At 57.1% G+C, this 14,742-nt stretch carries 19 protein-coding genes and 2 tRNA genes; 18 read left to right on the top strand and 3 right to left on the bottom strand.

The features are described 5' to 3' along the window. Positions 1 to 40 precede the first annotated feature (40 nt). The 16 genes from GC165_18935 (at position 41) to GC165_18860 (ending at position 11,558) form a co-directional block, all read left to right on the top strand. Positions 41 to 973: a prepilin-type N-terminal cleavage/methylation domain-containing protein gene (locus GC165_18935; protein ID MBI1334946.1), complete on the top strand. Its 933-nt coding sequence runs from the start codon at positions 41 to 43 to the stop codon at positions 971 to 973. 515 nt (positions 974 to 1,488) lie between these two features. Continuing rightward, positions 1,489 to 2,349 carry a prepilin-type N-terminal cleavage/methylation domain-containing protein gene (locus tag GC165_18930; GenBank protein ID MBI1334945.1) on the top strand — a complete coding sequence of 287 codons (861 nt, stop codon included), beginning with the start codon at positions 1,489 to 1,491 and terminating at the stop codon, positions 2,347 to 2,349. A gap of 70 nt (positions 2,350 to 2,419) precedes the next feature. Then, the gene (locus GC165_18925; protein ID MBI1334944.1) at positions 2,420 to 2,749 is read left to right on the top strand and encodes a hypothetical protein; all 330 of its coding nucleotides are present in this window, start codon (positions 2,420 to 2,422) and stop codon (positions 2,747 to 2,749) included. Further along, positions 2,746 to 3,678, top strand: coding sequence for an AAA family ATPase (locus tag GC165_18920; GenBank protein MBI1334943.1), 933 nt, complete (start codon positions 2,746 to 2,748; stop codon positions 3,676 to 3,678). Before GC165_18925 ends, GC165_18920 begins: the two co-directional genes overlap by 4 nt. 38 nt (positions 3,679 to 3,716) lie before the next feature. Beyond that, on the top strand, positions 3,717 to 4,307 hold the full coding sequence (locus GC165_18915) for a sigma-70 family RNA polymerase sigma factor (GenBank protein ID MBI1334942.1): 591 nt from the start codon (positions 3,717 to 3,719) through the stop codon (positions 4,305 to 4,307). Then, positions 4,297 to 4,728 carry a hypothetical protein gene (locus GC165_18910; protein ID MBI1334941.1) on the top strand — a complete coding sequence of 144 codons (432 nt, stop codon included), beginning with the start codon at positions 4,297 to 4,299 and terminating at the stop codon, positions 4,726 to 4,728. Before GC165_18915 ends, GC165_18910 begins: the two co-directional genes overlap by 11 nt. Continuing rightward, positions 4,697 to 5,692 carry a hypothetical protein gene (locus GC165_18905; GenBank protein MBI1334940.1) on the top strand — a complete coding sequence of 332 codons (996 nt, stop codon included), beginning with the start codon at positions 4,697 to 4,699 and terminating at the stop codon, positions 5,690 to 5,692. The genes GC165_18910 and GC165_18905 overlap by 32 nt, the downstream gene beginning before the upstream one ends. A gap of 49 nt (positions 5,693 to 5,741) precedes the next feature. After that, complete coding sequence (locus tag GC165_18900) at positions 5,742 to 7,361, top strand: PDZ domain-containing protein (protein MBI1334939.1); 1,620 nt, start codon at positions 5,742 to 5,744, stop codon at positions 7,359 to 7,361. Between the two features lie 155 nt (positions 7,362 to 7,516). Then, positions 7,517 to 7,711, top strand: coding sequence for a hypothetical protein (locus GC165_18895; protein MBI1334938.1), 195 nt, complete (start codon positions 7,517 to 7,519; stop codon positions 7,709 to 7,711). 120 nt (positions 7,712 to 7,831) lie between these two features. After that, positions 7,832 to 9,232, top strand: coding sequence for a DUF1800 family protein (locus tag GC165_18890; protein ID MBI1334937.1), 1,401 nt, complete (start codon positions 7,832 to 7,834; stop codon positions 9,230 to 9,232). A 77-nt stretch (positions 9,233 to 9,309) separates the two neighbouring features. After that, a tRNA-Gly gene (locus GC165_18885) sits at positions 9,310 to 9,383 on the top strand. 25 nt (positions 9,384 to 9,408) lie between these two features. Continuing rightward, positions 9,409 to 9,483: transfer RNA gene (locus GC165_18880), tRNA-Gly, on the top strand. A gap of 48 nt (positions 9,484 to 9,531) precedes the next feature. Then, entirely contained in the window at positions 9,532 to 10,068 is a 537-nt protein-coding gene (locus tag GC165_18875; GenBank protein ID MBI1334936.1) for a hypothetical protein, read from the top strand. Between the two features lie 47 nt (positions 10,069 to 10,115). Then, positions 10,116 to 10,463, top strand: coding sequence for a helix-turn-helix domain-containing protein (locus GC165_18870; protein ID MBI1334935.1), 348 nt, complete (start codon positions 10,116 to 10,118; stop codon positions 10,461 to 10,463). Position 10,464: 1 nt separating this feature from the next. Further along, positions 10,465 to 10,875: a hypothetical protein gene (locus tag GC165_18865; protein ID MBI1334934.1), complete on the top strand. Its 411-nt coding sequence runs from the start codon at positions 10,465 to 10,467 to the stop codon at positions 10,873 to 10,875. Next, on the top strand, positions 10,767 to 11,558 hold the full coding sequence (locus GC165_18860) for a hypothetical protein (GenBank protein MBI1334933.1): 792 nt from the start codon (positions 10,767 to 10,769) through the stop codon (positions 11,556 to 11,558). Before GC165_18865 ends, GC165_18860 begins: the two co-directional genes overlap by 109 nt. Positions 11,559 to 11,721: 163 nt before the next feature. Here the strand turns inward: GC165_18860 and GC165_18855 are convergent, their stop codons facing one another. Together GC165_18855 and GC165_18850 are read right to left on the bottom strand one after the other, a co-directional pair. Then, positions 11,722 to 12,156 (bottom strand): hypothetical protein, encoded by a 435-nt coding sequence (locus GC165_18855; GenBank protein MBI1334932.1) that lies wholly within the window; start codon positions 12,154 to 12,156, stop codon positions 11,722 to 11,724. Positions 12,157 to 12,254: 98 nt separating this feature from the next. After that, positions 12,255 to 13,487, bottom strand: a complete 1,233-nt coding sequence (locus tag GC165_18850; GenBank protein ID MBI1334931.1) for a DUF1501 domain-containing protein — start codon at positions 13,485 to 13,487, stop codon at positions 12,255 to 12,257. A gap of 92 nt (positions 13,488 to 13,579) precedes the next feature. Here GC165_18850 and GC165_18845 point away from each other — a divergent pair, with 92 nt between their 5' ends. Both GC165_18845 and GC165_18840 read left to right on the top strand, forming a co-directional pair. After that, positions 13,580 to 14,050 (top strand): hypothetical protein, encoded by a 471-nt coding sequence (locus GC165_18845; GenBank protein MBI1334930.1) that lies wholly within the window; start codon positions 13,580 to 13,582, stop codon positions 14,048 to 14,050. 13 nt (positions 14,051 to 14,063) lie between these two features. Then, positions 14,064 to 14,528 carry a hypothetical protein gene (locus tag GC165_18840; protein MBI1334929.1) on the top strand — a complete coding sequence of 155 codons (465 nt, stop codon included), beginning with the start codon at positions 14,064 to 14,066 and terminating at the stop codon, positions 14,526 to 14,528. Here GC165_18840 and GC165_18835 read toward each other — a convergent pair. Continuing rightward, positions 14,448 to 14,711: a hypothetical protein gene (locus GC165_18835; GenBank protein ID MBI1334928.1), complete on the bottom strand. Its 264-nt coding sequence runs from the start codon at positions 14,709 to 14,711 to the stop codon at positions 14,448 to 14,450. The genes GC165_18840 and GC165_18835 overlap by 81 nt on opposite strands. Between the last annotated feature and the right edge of the window lie 31 nt (positions 14,712 to 14,742).

Genomic DNA, 14,742 nt, shown 5'->3' with positions numbered 1-14,742 from the left:
GGATGTGCGGAAGCAACGAAATCACTGGAATCCTTAGGCAATGAAAAAAGCATTTACGCTCATCGAGCTCTTGGTCGTTATCGCGATCATCGCTATCCTTGCAGCGATCCTTTTCCCGGTTTTCGCCCAGGCGAAGGCTGCGGCTAAGAAAGCGGCATCTATTAGCAATCAGAAGCAGATCGGTCTGTCGATCATCATGTACTCGGCTGACTACGACGACGTCTATCCTCGCAACGACGACTGTCAACCTGGCAGCTCCCTGAACCCAGACTTGAACAGCAACCCGTTCAATGCCAACGGTGCAGGCTGTACCGGTGCTGGACCTTACTACTACCGAATGAACCACTACGCTTGGCAGAAGTGGGTCATGCCTTATGTCAAGAACTTCGGTCTCTTCGTCCACCCGGCGATCGACTACAAGCAGTTCTCCAACTGGGGCACCAACGGTGAGCTGATGGGCTCTTACGCGCTTAACCTCTCGATCACCGGCGCGCTGAACACCTACGGTTCCTCGATCAACGGTAACGGCGCTTTCCGAAACAGTTGGCTCGGTGGCAGCCAAACCAACGTTCCGGACGTCGCTCAGACGATGCTCCTGATGGAACTGGTCGACCCGACGGTCAACTTTGCTCCTGTCTTCCTTGACAGCTCCTCCGGTACTCAGACTCGAACCGCTTATCCGTTTGCTGTTCGCGAAGCATGGATTCCAAAGTTCTACGCGACGGACTCTTCCTGCAACCAGACTTCCACGACGCCGGACGCCTCTCGCGTTCCGTTCGCTCAGAACATCAACCTGAGCTACTGCGACGGTCACACGAAGACCATCGCCGTGGGTCGATTCTTGGCCAACACCCCGACCGCTGCTCAGTACTCGGTCAGTTCGCGACCGGCATGCGGTATTGGTACCGGTGCTTGGACGATCTCGGCGAAGCCAGTCTGGACACAGCCGTGGCCGCAATGGGGTCTTGAGTAGTCTGATGCAAAAGCTTGTTCTTTTCCTCCTCGCCGCATGCGTCGTCGCTGGTTGTGCACCCGCAGGCGGTAGCGTGGATGTTAGCGCGGTTCAGAAGCAAGCCGACAAAGAAAAGGCTATCAACCAAAAGGCCATGAAGGACAACCCGCCGCCCCCCGGCGACGGCCCTTCGAACTAAGGCCAACCAAAATAGCCGTCCGCTGCAAAGCGGGCGGCTATTTTTTCGCGTCCATCGACAGGATCAGACTCCTTTTCGTTGGAAAATCCCAAGATTTCCCCCAATTTATCGCATCTGGCGCAATTCGTGTTAAGATGTTGCCTGTTCGTCGATTGTTAAGAAAACCATCGACGTTTTCCGACGAAGACGTCATTTTCACAAGGTCTGTGAACTCAAAATCGGAATCCATGGTGGATTCCAGCGACGAGCATTCTTAATAATTGCCTGCGCAAAGCATGAGCGATTCAGAGGTTGCCGCGCCTGTTTCGACAATCGACCTATTCCTGAGATCAATCAAATGAAGAAAGCATTCACGCTTATCGAACTCCTTGTCGTTATCGCCATCATCGCGATTCTCGCTGCCATTCTCTTCCCCGTTTTCGCTCAAGCCAAGCTGGCCGCCAAGAAGTCGGCTGGCCTCGCGCAGATGAAGCAGATCGGAACCGGACTCCAGATCTACCTGGCCGACAACGATGACACGCTGCCGGGTTACCGATGGAGCGTTTCTTCCGGCGCCATCAACCCGTATTACCTGAGCCTCGCCGCCAGCGATCCCAAGAAGGCAAAGTTCGACAGCGATGGTGCAAACACCATCAAAGCCTGCTTCTTCAACCAGATGCTCGCTCCCTACATTAAGAACGACGACATCTGGAAGGTCGCCGGTAACTCCGACGCTTGGGCCAACTATCAGGACAAAGGCACGTGGGACGTCGGCTTCTTCGCCTACGGTGGACAGAACTCCGTCGCCGCGAACAACTACCTCCTGAAGTCCAACGCAGCGATGTCCGCAACCTCGGTCGAGAACGTGTCCAACACCCTTCTCTTCGCCGACGCCACCTACTACAACGCTCTCCCGGCCCAGCCGACCAGCGGTGCGTGCACCATGAACGGCTTCACCCCGACGGGCAGCTATCCGCACTACTGGAAGCACCTCGGCAACAACAAGCTGAACTTCGGCGCTCTCGGTAACCCGGATCCGGATGACGCTTCCAACATCCCTGTTCTCAAGAACATCGATGCTCGATACTCCGGCCAGATCAACGTCGTTCGCGTGGACACCAGCGCCAAGAGCCTCAACGCCAAGTCCGTCGTCTACGACCTCCGCGCCAAGGGCCCGACGCAGTCGATGTGGAGCCCGTTCAAGACCGCCTGCGAATAAAATCCAGGCTCTGTCATCGAAAAGCCTCTCGCCACGGCAAGGGGCTTTTCGTTTATAATGCTGTCAGTTCATGAAGCTCGCCGTTTGCATCATCCATAACCGGGACAAAGGCAAAATTATCGACGAGCTCGTTCACGCCGGATTCAAATTCACCATCATCGGCTCCACCGGTGGATTCCTGCGCGAAGGCAACACCACCTTCCTCATCGGTGTTCAAGACGGCGAAGTCGGTGACCTCAAAGCCCTCATCGCCGCAAACTGCCAAAGCCGCGAACAACTTCTCAACGTGGCTCCCTTCGAAACCAATCCTACCGCCGCCTTCACCCCGTCCGCCGTTAAGGTCCCCGTCGGTGGTGCTGTCCTCTTCCTGCTTCCTGTCGAGGAGTTCGAGCGGTTTTGACCACGATTGTCGGCCTCGAACGAGCTCGCAAGCTCGCGCCGATTCTGGGCGATCCGTCCAGCGGAGTCGCATCCGTTCTCCTCTATGGTCCCCGTGGGTGCGGCAAAACCCTCCTTGTAAACCAAATGGCCGAAGCTTGGCTATCATCCGGCGAAGGTGACCGCGCCGCCGATTCCTTCCGCCGCGGCACTAATCCCGACTTTTTCCACATTGCGCCGACCGGGGCCGGATACCAAATCCAGCTTCGCCAAATCTCCACGCCGTCGGCCAAACGCCCCGACGACCCCACGCCGCTCATCGAGTTCGTGCGCGTAGCCCCGCTCTACTCGCGCCACAAGGTTGTGTGGATCGAGGACGTCCACCGCCTCAACCACGACTCCGCCAACTCGCTGCTGAAGACTCTCGAAGAACCCCCGGCGTACGTCAAGCTGATCCTCACGACTAGCCAGGTCAGCCAGATCCCCGCCACCATCCTCTCGCGTTGTCTGGTCGTCAACTGCGAATTGCCCACCAAAGAAGAACTGACCCAAAGCCATCCGGGCCTTCCCGACGAAATCGTTCTCCTCGCCGATGGCGCGCCCGGCACTCTGGAGCGCATCTCCGCCAACCAAGACCTCTATCGCGACATCATTCGCTTCGCCGACCGCATCGTCGCCGAAAGTCGACACGGCGCTCTCTCCCTGGGCGACGAATTTCGCAAGCTCGCCGAACGCCTTGAAGAGTTCGAAAAGCTCGGTATCCGCAACTCCAACGCCCGCATCATCGAGCTGGCCGCCCTCGCCATCAGCAAACGCCATCCCAACCGCTCTCAGGCCGTCGCCCTCCTCACGGAAGCCCATAAGCGAATCCTCGGCAATGCCAATCCTGCCCTCGTTCTGGACGCCGTCCTGGGACGAATTCTGTTATCGCCGACGCCGGGAACGAAATAGCCAGGCAAGAGCGTATGATCTATTTCGTAGAGTAAGCAATGCTTAGTTGGGTAAAAAACCGAACCGGAACCCTCGATCGCTCAGCCAATTTCGAGCGATTGATGCGAGATTCGTACCGCCAAGCTTTTTCTGTTGCATTTCGATTGACTGGAGACGCCGCCGACGCCGAAGACCTGCTCCAAGAAGCGTATATCCGCGCTTTTCGATTCTTCCATCGATACGACGAGAAACTGCCGTTTAACAGTTGGATGTACCGCATCATCGCCAATGCGCACATCGACCTGATCCGCCGCCGAGGGAAGCTCAAAACTAGCTCGCTCGACCATTCCGGCAGTGATGGACAACAGGCCTTCGAAATCGCAGACCATTCCAATGTCCCTGGCGACGAACTTGTCAACAGTAGTTTTTCCGAGATCGTCCAAACCGGCCTTAACAAGATGAACCCCGAGTTCCGGCTCGCCGTCATCCTCGCCGACATCGAAGGACTCTCCTACGAAGAAGTCGCCGAGATCATGGAAACCTCGGTCGGAACCGTTCGGTCGAGAATCCACCGAGGACGCGTCCAGCTCCGAACTTTCCTTCTGGACAACGCGCCCGAATCCTACGGGAGGTACGCCCATGTCCTGTAATCGCGTCCAGTCCAAACTGTCCGCATACCTCGACGGCGAAATGTCTGGCGTCGAAATGCTGCAGGTCCGCCACCACGTCCACGAGTGCCGCGAGTGTCAAGCTGAGCTAGAGAGCCTTCGTACGGTTCAGACCTTGCTTCGCGATATGCCGACGACTCCCGAGCCGCCGACCTTGTTCGTCGAGCAGGTTCAGCACAAACTCGTGCGGCCAAGGCTCAGTTATGTCAGCCTTGCCCTGGCCGTGACCATCCCCATCGTCTGCTGGGCCGTCTTCTCCTCGAAGCAACAGAGCCAAGAAGCCAGCCGCAAACGGGACGAGAGCATTCGTGAGCAGATCGTTAGAGACCAAATGATGAATTCGGGTCCAGATACGGCCTTCGGAGGGCCAATTGGTCACTACACGACTTTTGAAGGCCGTTAGTCTTCTCGTCATCGGTAGCCTCGTCGCGACCTGTTTCGCCGACGATCGCGCCGAAAAGCTGATGGCGAAGTATCTGCGTGGCGACTACAACGTCAACATTGTGGCCATCGTCAAGGAGACCTCCGAAGGCAACGGCACCCAGAGGACCAAAATTCAGCGGTCCAAGGACGGCAAGATTCGCGAAACCGTCTTGGCGCCCTTGCACCTGCAGGGCGAATATGTCGACGATGGGCGAGAGTACAAGCAGTACCTTCCCGACGACGGCTACATGCTGATCTCGCCGTCGCAGGCCCTTTCGCACGACATCAAACTTCGCTCCCCGCTGATCGAAAAGAACTACACGCTCAAGATGGACGGCTCCTCGCGAATCATCGGTCGGCGATGCGTCACCGTCGTCGCAACCTCGCGGTTCAATGAAGTCCCGATCCTCCGCTACCACTTCGATGAAGCGACCGGCTACCCGATGGCGATGGAGACCGTGGCCAATGATGGATCGATCGTCAATAGCTTCGAAGTCACCGACATCAAATTCCCCGCCAAGCTCGACGACTCAACCTTTGTAATCGAGCCCGTTGCCGGCGTCAAAATCGTTCACTACGACGAAACCAACTGCCTGTCGCGCCTCTCGGATGCCGAGCCGAAGCTAGGATTTAAGCCGATAGTCCCGAAAGACATCCCTTTTGGCTTCGAGATTCAGCGAATCTCCGTCTCCACGGATAGCCGGTACCGAATTTTGTGCCTCAAACTCACGGACGGCCTCCAACGTGCAACGGTGTACGAGTGGACCTACGTACAAAACGAAAAGATCACCACCGGTGAAGCGTCAGACAATAAGATTTGGAAGGGACTCAAGATCACGGTTGTGGCCGACCTCGGTTCCAGCCTCCGTCAGTCCTTTCTTCAGCCGTTTCTCGTGCGGGCCAACCCCCAGTTTCCCGGCATCGTCACGAGCATCGGCATCTAGGGAACCCAAAACCCCTCCAATTCCATTAGAATAAAAAGAGAGAAATAAAATGAAGACTGTTCGTTCATGGGCTGCATACGCAATGATCGTCGGCGGTTTTGCCGCTGGCGTCGCGACCGTCGTTAGCATGACGCATGGCTTCAAGGCCGATTCGGCGTTCGCCAAAGGCCCGAGCTACAGCGGCAAATTGGTCGGAAACATCACCACCGAAGAAGCGGCCACGCTGCACAACCTCAACGACTCGCTGACCCACTTGGCCGAATACGTCAAACCGGCCGTGGTCCACATTCGTGCCGTCACCAACCGGGCGTCCGACTCAGACGGCAAGATGATCCCGATTTCCGGTAGCGAAGGTGCCGGATTCATCTACCGCAAAGACGGCTATGTCATCACCAACGACCACGTGGTGGGCGACGCCGATCAAGTCACCGTCATCACCAATGACGGACGTGAGCACAAAGGCACCGTCAAACGAGCCCCCGAGTGGGATGTCGCCGTCATCAAAATCGACGGTAGCGACTTCCCCACCCTCGGCATGGCCGACTCCAAGTCGGTCGAGCCCGGTCAGATGGTCATGGCCATCGGCTCGCCTTATGGCCTCGAAAACTCCGTCACCTTCGGCCACGTCAGCGCCGTCAATCGCGAGAACGCCATCCCCGATTCGAGCCTCAGCCAAGCTGAGCGATTCTATCCCGACCTGATCCAGACCGACGCCGCTATCAACGTGGGCAACTCAGGCGGACCGCTCGTCAACATCGACGGCCAGGTCATCGGGATGAACAGTTCGATTTACACGAAGACCGGTGGAAGCAACGGCATCGCCTTTGCGATCCCCAGCAGCGAAGTCCGCTTTGTGGCCGACATTCTGATCCAGAAAGGCAAAGTCGTTCGATCCCAGATCGGCGTCTATCCTCGCGACCTCAAGCCGTTCGAACTAAGCGAGAAGAAGCTTCCCGGCGGCGCTTACGTCGAAGATATTCAACCCGGCGGACCGGCGGATAAGGCTGGCATCAAGAAGGGCGACATCATCACCAAGGTCAATAACACCGCCATCGACGGCCAGATCGACCTGCGCAACACGATGCTCGTCAACGCGCCGGATACCGTCGTGAAGGTCGAATTCGTCCACGATGGCAAGACCCAAACCGCCGATATCAAACTGGAAAAGGCGGTCGTAGTTAAGCCGACGACGCCCAAGGCTCGAACCTATAACTTCGACAACAAGGACTTCGGCGACATCTTTGGCAACCCGGACCTCAAGGACTTCGAAAACAAACTTCGACAGCAGTTCGGTCAAGGCGACAAAGGTGGGCAGAACGATCAAAGGGATCAGGACGATAACGGCGACGTGCAGCCGCTCCACAGCGGTCACGCCAAGCTTGGCATCGGAATCGATAACCTCACCGACGCGAACCGTCGAAAGAACAGCATCCCGACCTCGGTCACGGGCGTGCTGGTAACCACCGTCGAAAGCGGATCGGTGGCCGAAAAGAGCGGAATCCAGGTCGGCGACGTCATCCAATCGATCGGCGGAAAGAAGGTTTCCACCATCGACGAACTGACCTCGCAGATGTCCAACCTTAACTGGGGCGACAAGACTCAAATCGGCATCGCGCGGTACGGCAAGGGCTCTCAAATGACCCTTGAGCGCAGTATCACCTTCAAATAAGGCTCATTTGAATCTAGGCAAAGAATCATTTTTGCCTAGATTCTCGCGAAATTCTCTTGACTTTGGATGAGTTTGTGATATTCTCTAATTCGGCAAATTTGAACCTAAGAAGGAATGGGCGAGGGGGAAACTCGTAGCCAATTTTAGGAGAAAAAATGAAGTTCTACAATCTTAAGACTCGATCTCATGTTGAAGTGCCGGATGGCGATGTTCGAAAGACCAAAATGGTGCGAAAGACCAAGTCCGGCGAACAGACCCGGTACGCTCTGAAGGCGTCCTACGAAGGCACCACCCTCTTCAAATTCGTGAACGAAGCAACCTACAAGTCTTCGAGCGCGAAGGAAGAGTAGACCAGACTTTTCGTCAAAACGATTAAAAGAGCTAGTGATTCCACTAGCTCTTTTTCTTTGAGCTAGGTATTTTGGTACGTAAGCGAACCGAAAGAATTGAGGATCGTTAAGGCATCTGATATGGCACTGACTGAACGCGACAAAGTGGCCCACCTCCTTCGCCGATTCGGCCTTGGAGCGAGCGAAGAAGAAGTTAACTATTACATGCAGGGGGGCCTCAAGGGTGCCATCGACAAGCTCCTGAACTGCGAACAGGTCCCCGAGCTTTATGATTTCTCGTGGGATGTCATCCAGGACCAAAAGGGCCAGATTCGCCCTCAGCAGGCCGTCGTAGGCTGGTCGGCGCGGATTCTCATGACCCGCCGCCCGTTGCTGGAGAAGATGACCCACTTCTGGCATAACCACTTCGCCACCAGCGCCGAAAAGGTCACCAACGGTCCGCTGATGATTCAGCAAAACGACATCCTTCGCCGCAACGCGCTCGGCAACTTCAAAACCCTTCTCAGCGAAGTCGCCAAAGATCCCGCCATGCTCATCTGGCTCGACGGCCAGGACAACATCAAGGGTCGCGCGAACGAGAACTTCGGCCGCGAGGTCATGGAGCTCTTTACCCTCGGCGTCGGCAACTACACTGAAAAGGACATCCAAGAAGCCGCCCGAGCGTTCACGGGCTGGAGCTTCGTCCGCAACGGCCGCAACGCCCAAAAGTCGCCCGCGACCTTCATGTTCAAGCCCGTCCTCCACGACGACGGCACCAAGACCGTCCTCGGTAAGACAGGCGATCTGAGCGGCGACGACGTTCTCGGCATCCTCTGCTCCAAACCGCGCGTGGCCGAGTTCATCACCAACAAGATTTGGAACTGGTTCGTCTATCCAAACGCCGACCCCGCCACCCTCAAACCGTTCGTCGATGACTTCTGGCGGTCTGGTCTCGATATCAAGACGCTCATCCGCGCGATCGTCGAATCCGATGAGTTCTACTCTGACCGAGCCCACCGCAAGCTCATCAAGAACCCGCTTGACTTCTGCATGGCCTCCGCGCGCGCAATGGGTGTCGGCGAAGCGATGGCCCAGCAACTAGCCTCGCTTGGCCAGTCCGATACCGGTGCCCGAGCCCGCCTCGCTCCCGCCGCCGCCGTTTCGGCGTCGATGAAGAGCCAAGGCATGTGGCTCCTCTATCCGCCCGACGTATCCGGCTGGAAGCCAGGAGACGCCTGGATTTCCTCCGCCACCATGGTCGAGCGCATCAACTGGGCCAACAAAGTCATGGGCGGCGCGAAGGGTGGCATCAATCGCTACCCGATTTACACAATCCTTGCCGGTGATCCCAGCCCGATGGGCATCGCCACCAAGCTGGCGTCCATGTACGACGTTGCCTTCAGCGAAAACAAGATGCAGTACCTCGCCGATGCGGCCACCAAGAGCCTCAACGGCCAGGAGCTTTCGCAGAAGAACGCCAACACCGTCGCGGCCGACGTCCTGCGATTGATCTTCGGCTCGCCTGAATTCCAATTCTGCTAAGCCCCCTGGTGGGCAAATCTGAACCCGATCCGCTGGCAAGGATCGGGTTCGATTGTGCATAATAAAGATCACCCAAAGCGGGCGTAGCTTAATGGTAAAGCTCCAGCCTTCCAAGCTGGCTACGTGGGTTCGATTCCCATCGCCCGCTCCAAAGTGACCGCCTCCATGGAGGGCAAGCGGGCGTAACTCAGTGGTAGAGTGTCTGCTTCCCAAGCAGAGAGTCGCGAGTTCGAGTCTCGTCGCCCGCTCCATTTTCTCACCCCACCACGGGTAACCTCACCACGTCACAGAGTGGTGTCATGATTAGTGCTCTCGCGTTCACAACCGCCTTTTTGGCCACCCCATTGCCCCAAGAGTCGTCGACCTCCTGGAAAGCCGAGCTAAGGAAAGAAATCCCCCTCCTCGGCCACCGAAACTGGATCGTCGTTGCCGACTCCGCCTACCCGGCTCAAAACAGCCCCGGCATCCGAACCATCGTCACCCATGCGTCGCAGATCGAGGTTCTCAAGGAAGTGCTTAGCCAGCTCTCCAAAGCAAAGCACGTCATGCCCATCGTGCACCTGGACAAAGAACTTTCCTATGTCCCCGAAGCCGACGCCAGGGGCGTCACCGCCTACCGCAAAGAACTCGCCTCCCTGCTCAAAGGCAAGCCCACCCAGAGCGAACTCCACGAGGACATCATCAAGAATCTCGACGACGCCGGCAAAACCTTCCGCGTCCTCTTGCTCAAAACGGACTTCACCGTGCCGTACACGTCCGTCTTCCTCCAACTCGATTGCGCCTACTGGGGACCCGAGAAGGAAGCCAAGCTCCGCAAAATTATGAACAAAGGTTAACACAGTTCATTTCGTCCGTCATCGAAACATATGCTAATATCGTTTCGATGACGGACGAAATGATCGCACGGAGCCTCAAAGCGCTGGGTGACCCTACTCGGCGTGAAATCGTCGAATTCCTGACGAAGTCCTGTTGCGGGAGCGCCGCAGTGCTCGAAGACGGAGGCATCGAAGGTCCGACCGCCAGCGAGGTCTGTTGCCACATCACCGGTCAGGACAAGATCAACTCCACGATCTCCCACCACCTGCACGAACTCGCCGACGCTAACCTGATCCAGATTCAGCGCCGCGGCAAGGCGATGGTCTGCACCGTCTGTCGAGACAACCTTTCCGCCCTCGGTGAGTACTTCGCCACCCTCGCCGCCACCCAGCCCGAGGAGGGCTGTTGTTGCTGACATGACCCGTCTTCTCTTCGTCTGTGTCCACAACGCCGGCCGCTCGCAAATGGCCGAAGCCTTCGTCAACCATCTGGCCAAGGAAAAGGGTTTGCCCGTCGAAGGAGCATCCGCCGGAACCGTGGGCGGCAAAACCCTCAACCCCGTCGCTGTCGAAGTCATGGCCGAGCTCGGCATCTCGATGGACGGGCAAGCGCCCAAGCTCCTCACCCCCGAAATGGTCACCGAATCCGACCAGATCATCTCCATGGGCTGTGGCGTGGATGCCGAAGCCTGCCCTACCAAGTTCCTCCTCACCGAGGACTGGGGTCTGGACGACCCCGCCGGACAACCTATCGAAAAGGTCCGCGAGATCCGCGACCAAATCCGCGAATTTGTAGAAATCAAACTGGCGGAGGTCAGTACCCCGTGATCAAGCGATACTTGGCCGAGTTCGTCGGCACCTTCGTCATCGTCTTCGCCCCTGTTGCCGTCTCCGCCATAGGCCACGTGTCCGGTGTCGATCAAGGCCTTCTCGTCGCCGCGATCGCCTCGGGCCTCCCCGTGCTCGCCATGATCGCCGCATTAGGCCCCATCTCCGCCGCCCACTTCAATCCGGCCGTCACCCTCGGCTTTGCCCTCGCAAAACGCTTCCCTTGGCGCTACGTTGCGCCCTACTGGCTCGTCCAGATGGCCGGTGGCGTGGTAGCTGCGGCTGTCGTTGCGCTCCTGTACGGCGGTGGATCGGGCGTCCATATCCCCGCTGACACTCACCTCGTCCTCCGAAACGTCGGCACCGAGGTCGCCATCACCTTCATCCTCATGCTCGTCATCATCGCCACCGCGACCGACAAGCGCATGAACCCAATCGCGCCCCCACTGGCCATCGGCCTGACCGTCATCTTTGGAGTCCTCATCGGCGGTCCCATCACCGGCGGCTCGATGAACCCGGCCCGATCATTCGGACCTGCACTCTTCGGCAACCCCGAAGCACTGGGAGCCTACTGGGTGTACATTGTCGGCCCCATGCTCGGAGCATCTATCGCCGCCCTCGCGTTCGAAGCCATGCGCTCCAACCCCGAAAACGCCTGCAGCGCCCCCGGCGACCTAGTCTGAGTCAGCAGACGGGTGAGGGCAATTCCGCAAGAATCATTCAGTGCCTAGGCCTCAGTGGCCAATCACTGATGCGATCATCCAAGGATGCCTCTGGCCAGAGAGGCCAGTGAATAAGGAACGAGTGAACCGGGTGAGTCACCTGCAAGGACTCAAAAAGTCGCCGTTAATCCGCCAACAGCTTCTTCACCGTCGACGCATACGTCTCCATCACTTCCGTCGCGATCTCTCGCATCGTCGCATGATGGTCATGCTCGCATCGCTTCGCCATCGACTCGATCGCCGCCTTGCTGTCGCTCCGATTCGAAGCCCGTTCGAACCAACCTGCCAAATCCTTCTCGCCGCTTTTCGGATGGAATCCGTTGGAAATCAAAAACGTCAAACCCGCCACCAGCGCCGCCGCGTCGTTTCCGCACTCAAAAGGCTTCATCGCCGGAAAGCCCACGAAGAACCGCGACGCCTGACTCAAAACATCCTTACTCTTCCCGTAGGCGTACTGATAGCTGACCGCCTCCTCAAGCTTCGCATAGTTGAATTTCACAGTTTTCTTGGCGATCTGGAGGTGAATCCACAAAACGTCCTGGACGGTCAAGTAGTGCATGATCTGATAGCCTAGTTTATCCGTTTTGGCGAGGGTCAAAACAAAAAGACCCCGTTCGCCCTGAGGTGCGAACGGGGTTGAGGAGGTCTCTTCGCCCCTTATGCGAAGAGAGGAAGGTCGTCGAACTTCTGTCCGAGAACCACTTCGCTGTCGCCACCGATCCAATTGTCGAGAGTGGCCGCGTAGACTTGCCGGAAGTCGGTCTTGAACCGAACGTCGCCATCTTGCAGGTCGCTGAGGTCCGGCGTCGTACCGTGGATGCCGCCCTTGACCTTGCCGCCGATCACGAACATCGGAGCCGCAGCGCCGTGGTCCGTACCCTGGCTGGCGTTCTCGCTGACGCGTCGACCAAACTCGGAGAAGACCAGGATGATGACCTTGTCCGCACGGTTGATCGATTCCATTTCGCGCTGGAACGCGAGAACGGCGTCGGAGAAGTTGCCCAGAAGGCGAGCGTGGGTGTCCAACTGTCGGGAGTGCGTATCGAAGCCACCCGCCGAGAAGTACACGACTCGGGTCGCCGGCGAAGCGCCGATCAACTGCGAAATCTGCTTGAAGCCCTTGCCGAACGCGTCGTCGCCGTAAGTCTGCTTCGGTGTGAACGTACCCAACTGCTTCGAAAGAACGCTCATCGCGTCCAGAGCCGACTTGTTGGCCTGCTGGACCACGCGGGTCGGGCTGCCCATCATCGCGTCTGTTCCCTGGATCTCGCGCAAAAGCTGCTCCGAACTGGCGTCGCCCAGCATGTTCTGAACGTCGGTCAGCGAGGCAAAGCACGGGATGCTTGCACTATCGCCAACAAGTGCCAGCGGCTTCTCGGTCGAAAGGCCAAGCGCCACGATCGGGTTCAGCTTCTCCTTCTTGAGTTCGGAATCGAAGTGGCGGCCAATCCAGCCATGCTTCATCTTGTCGTCCGGGCTTGCCGACTGCCAAATGTCCATACTCTTGAAGTGCGAGCGGTTGGGCTTGGGATAGCCGACGTTGGTGATGACCGCGACCTTACCTTCCTTGTAAAGGGTCTGCATGCCCTTCATCGCCGGGTGTAGACCAAGCGTCTCGTTCAGTTTCAGAACGACGTCGTCCTTGTGGCCGATCGTCGGTCGGTATTTGTAGTAAAGTGAATCGGCATATGGGATAACGGTGTTCAGACCGTCGTTGCCACCGGAAAGTTGACACACAACCAGAACCGTATCCGAGGCCGGTTTGCCTCCTTTAGCCACACGCAATACATCGGCTTCGGCAATCGTCGAAAGCCATTTAGGCGCTGCGAGACCGATTGCAATCACGCCACCGTGCTTCATCAGGTCTCTTCTGCTCAGAAAATCGCTCATATTGTTTCCTCAGGTAACTACATTGTAGGATTGTTGGAATCCTCATTATCACAAACGGCGTTGAAAAAGTAAAGTTCACATATAAAGTACTCATGCATTTCTGGACCGTGCCAAAAGCCTCACTTTTACCAGCAGCCATTTTGAGCCTGCTGGTGGTGTTCACTTATTCCACGCTCCAGAACTATGGTCCTGAAAGTACATTACGAAAGTTTCATACTTCGCTGCATAACATCAGCGTCTCTCAGGCCAACGACAAAAAAATCCCCATGAGCGACTGGAATTTGATGCGTACGACCCTCATCGAAAACATCGGAACCCCAGAATCGGGTGGAGATGAGTACGCAATGAACTTGATTCGGCGGGTTTGGCTCCAGCTCAGGGCCGGAGCGACCTACAGTTTGGCGCGAATGGAGCGACATCCGAACGAAGTTCGTATCGTCGTGCTCTACACGTTGCCCAAGCAACCGCCGACACCTATGGTATGGGTGGTAGACAAGATAGACGGAACCCACGAGTGGAAAATCAGCGCTCGAAAGACACTTTCTGCACTGTCGGTTCCATAATTGGTAAGGTTAGATGAGTTCAATGCGAGAGTCAGGAAAAGTCAGTATTCTAGGGTTGGGGGCCATTGCCATCGCCGGCATGATCGTCGCATCCTTTGTTTTCGCCAAAGATGAGCCAGCCAACGTAGGCGTACGGTTCATGGATGCCCTGGCGCGCCACGACGTCGATACTCTCACATCGCTCAGCCGAACCGGCGAAAGCGACCCCGCCGCCGTCGAAAAAGAAAAGAAGCGCCTCCATGACGCATGGGACTTCTGCGTGAACACCGCCGCCAAACATTTTCTCTTCACGTGGCGCATTACCTCCGCTACCGCCACGAGCGAAAACCACGCCACCGTAACGGTCATGGAAACCAAAGCCGGTCCCAGCGCCTACGAGCAGAAATACGAACTCTCCTTAGAAAAGGAGGGTGGCAAGTGGGTGGTCGACGTAGGAGCCATCTCCCGCGACATGTTCCCCGCGCTTCCGTCCAACTAACGACTTCGAAATCGGATCGTCTTTGGAGTCGGGGCCACCGCACTTGGCAATAGGCACCTTGCCTTCTGCCTTCTGCCTTCTGCACTCTGCACTCTGCACTCTGCACTCTGCACTCTGCACTCTGCACTCTGCACTCTGCACTCTGCACTCTGCACTCTGCACTCTGCACTCTGCACTCTGCACTCTGCACTCTGCACTCTGCACTCTGCACTCT

The sequence above is a fragment of the Armatimonadota bacterium genome (assembly GCA_016125185.1).
Classification (GTDB): Bacteria; Armatimonadota; Fimbriimonadia; order Fimbriimonadales; family Fimbriimonadaceae; genus Fimbriimonas.
The sequence above is the reverse complement of the archived record's forward strand: the minus strand, read 5'-3'. Positions and strand labels throughout refer to the sequence as shown.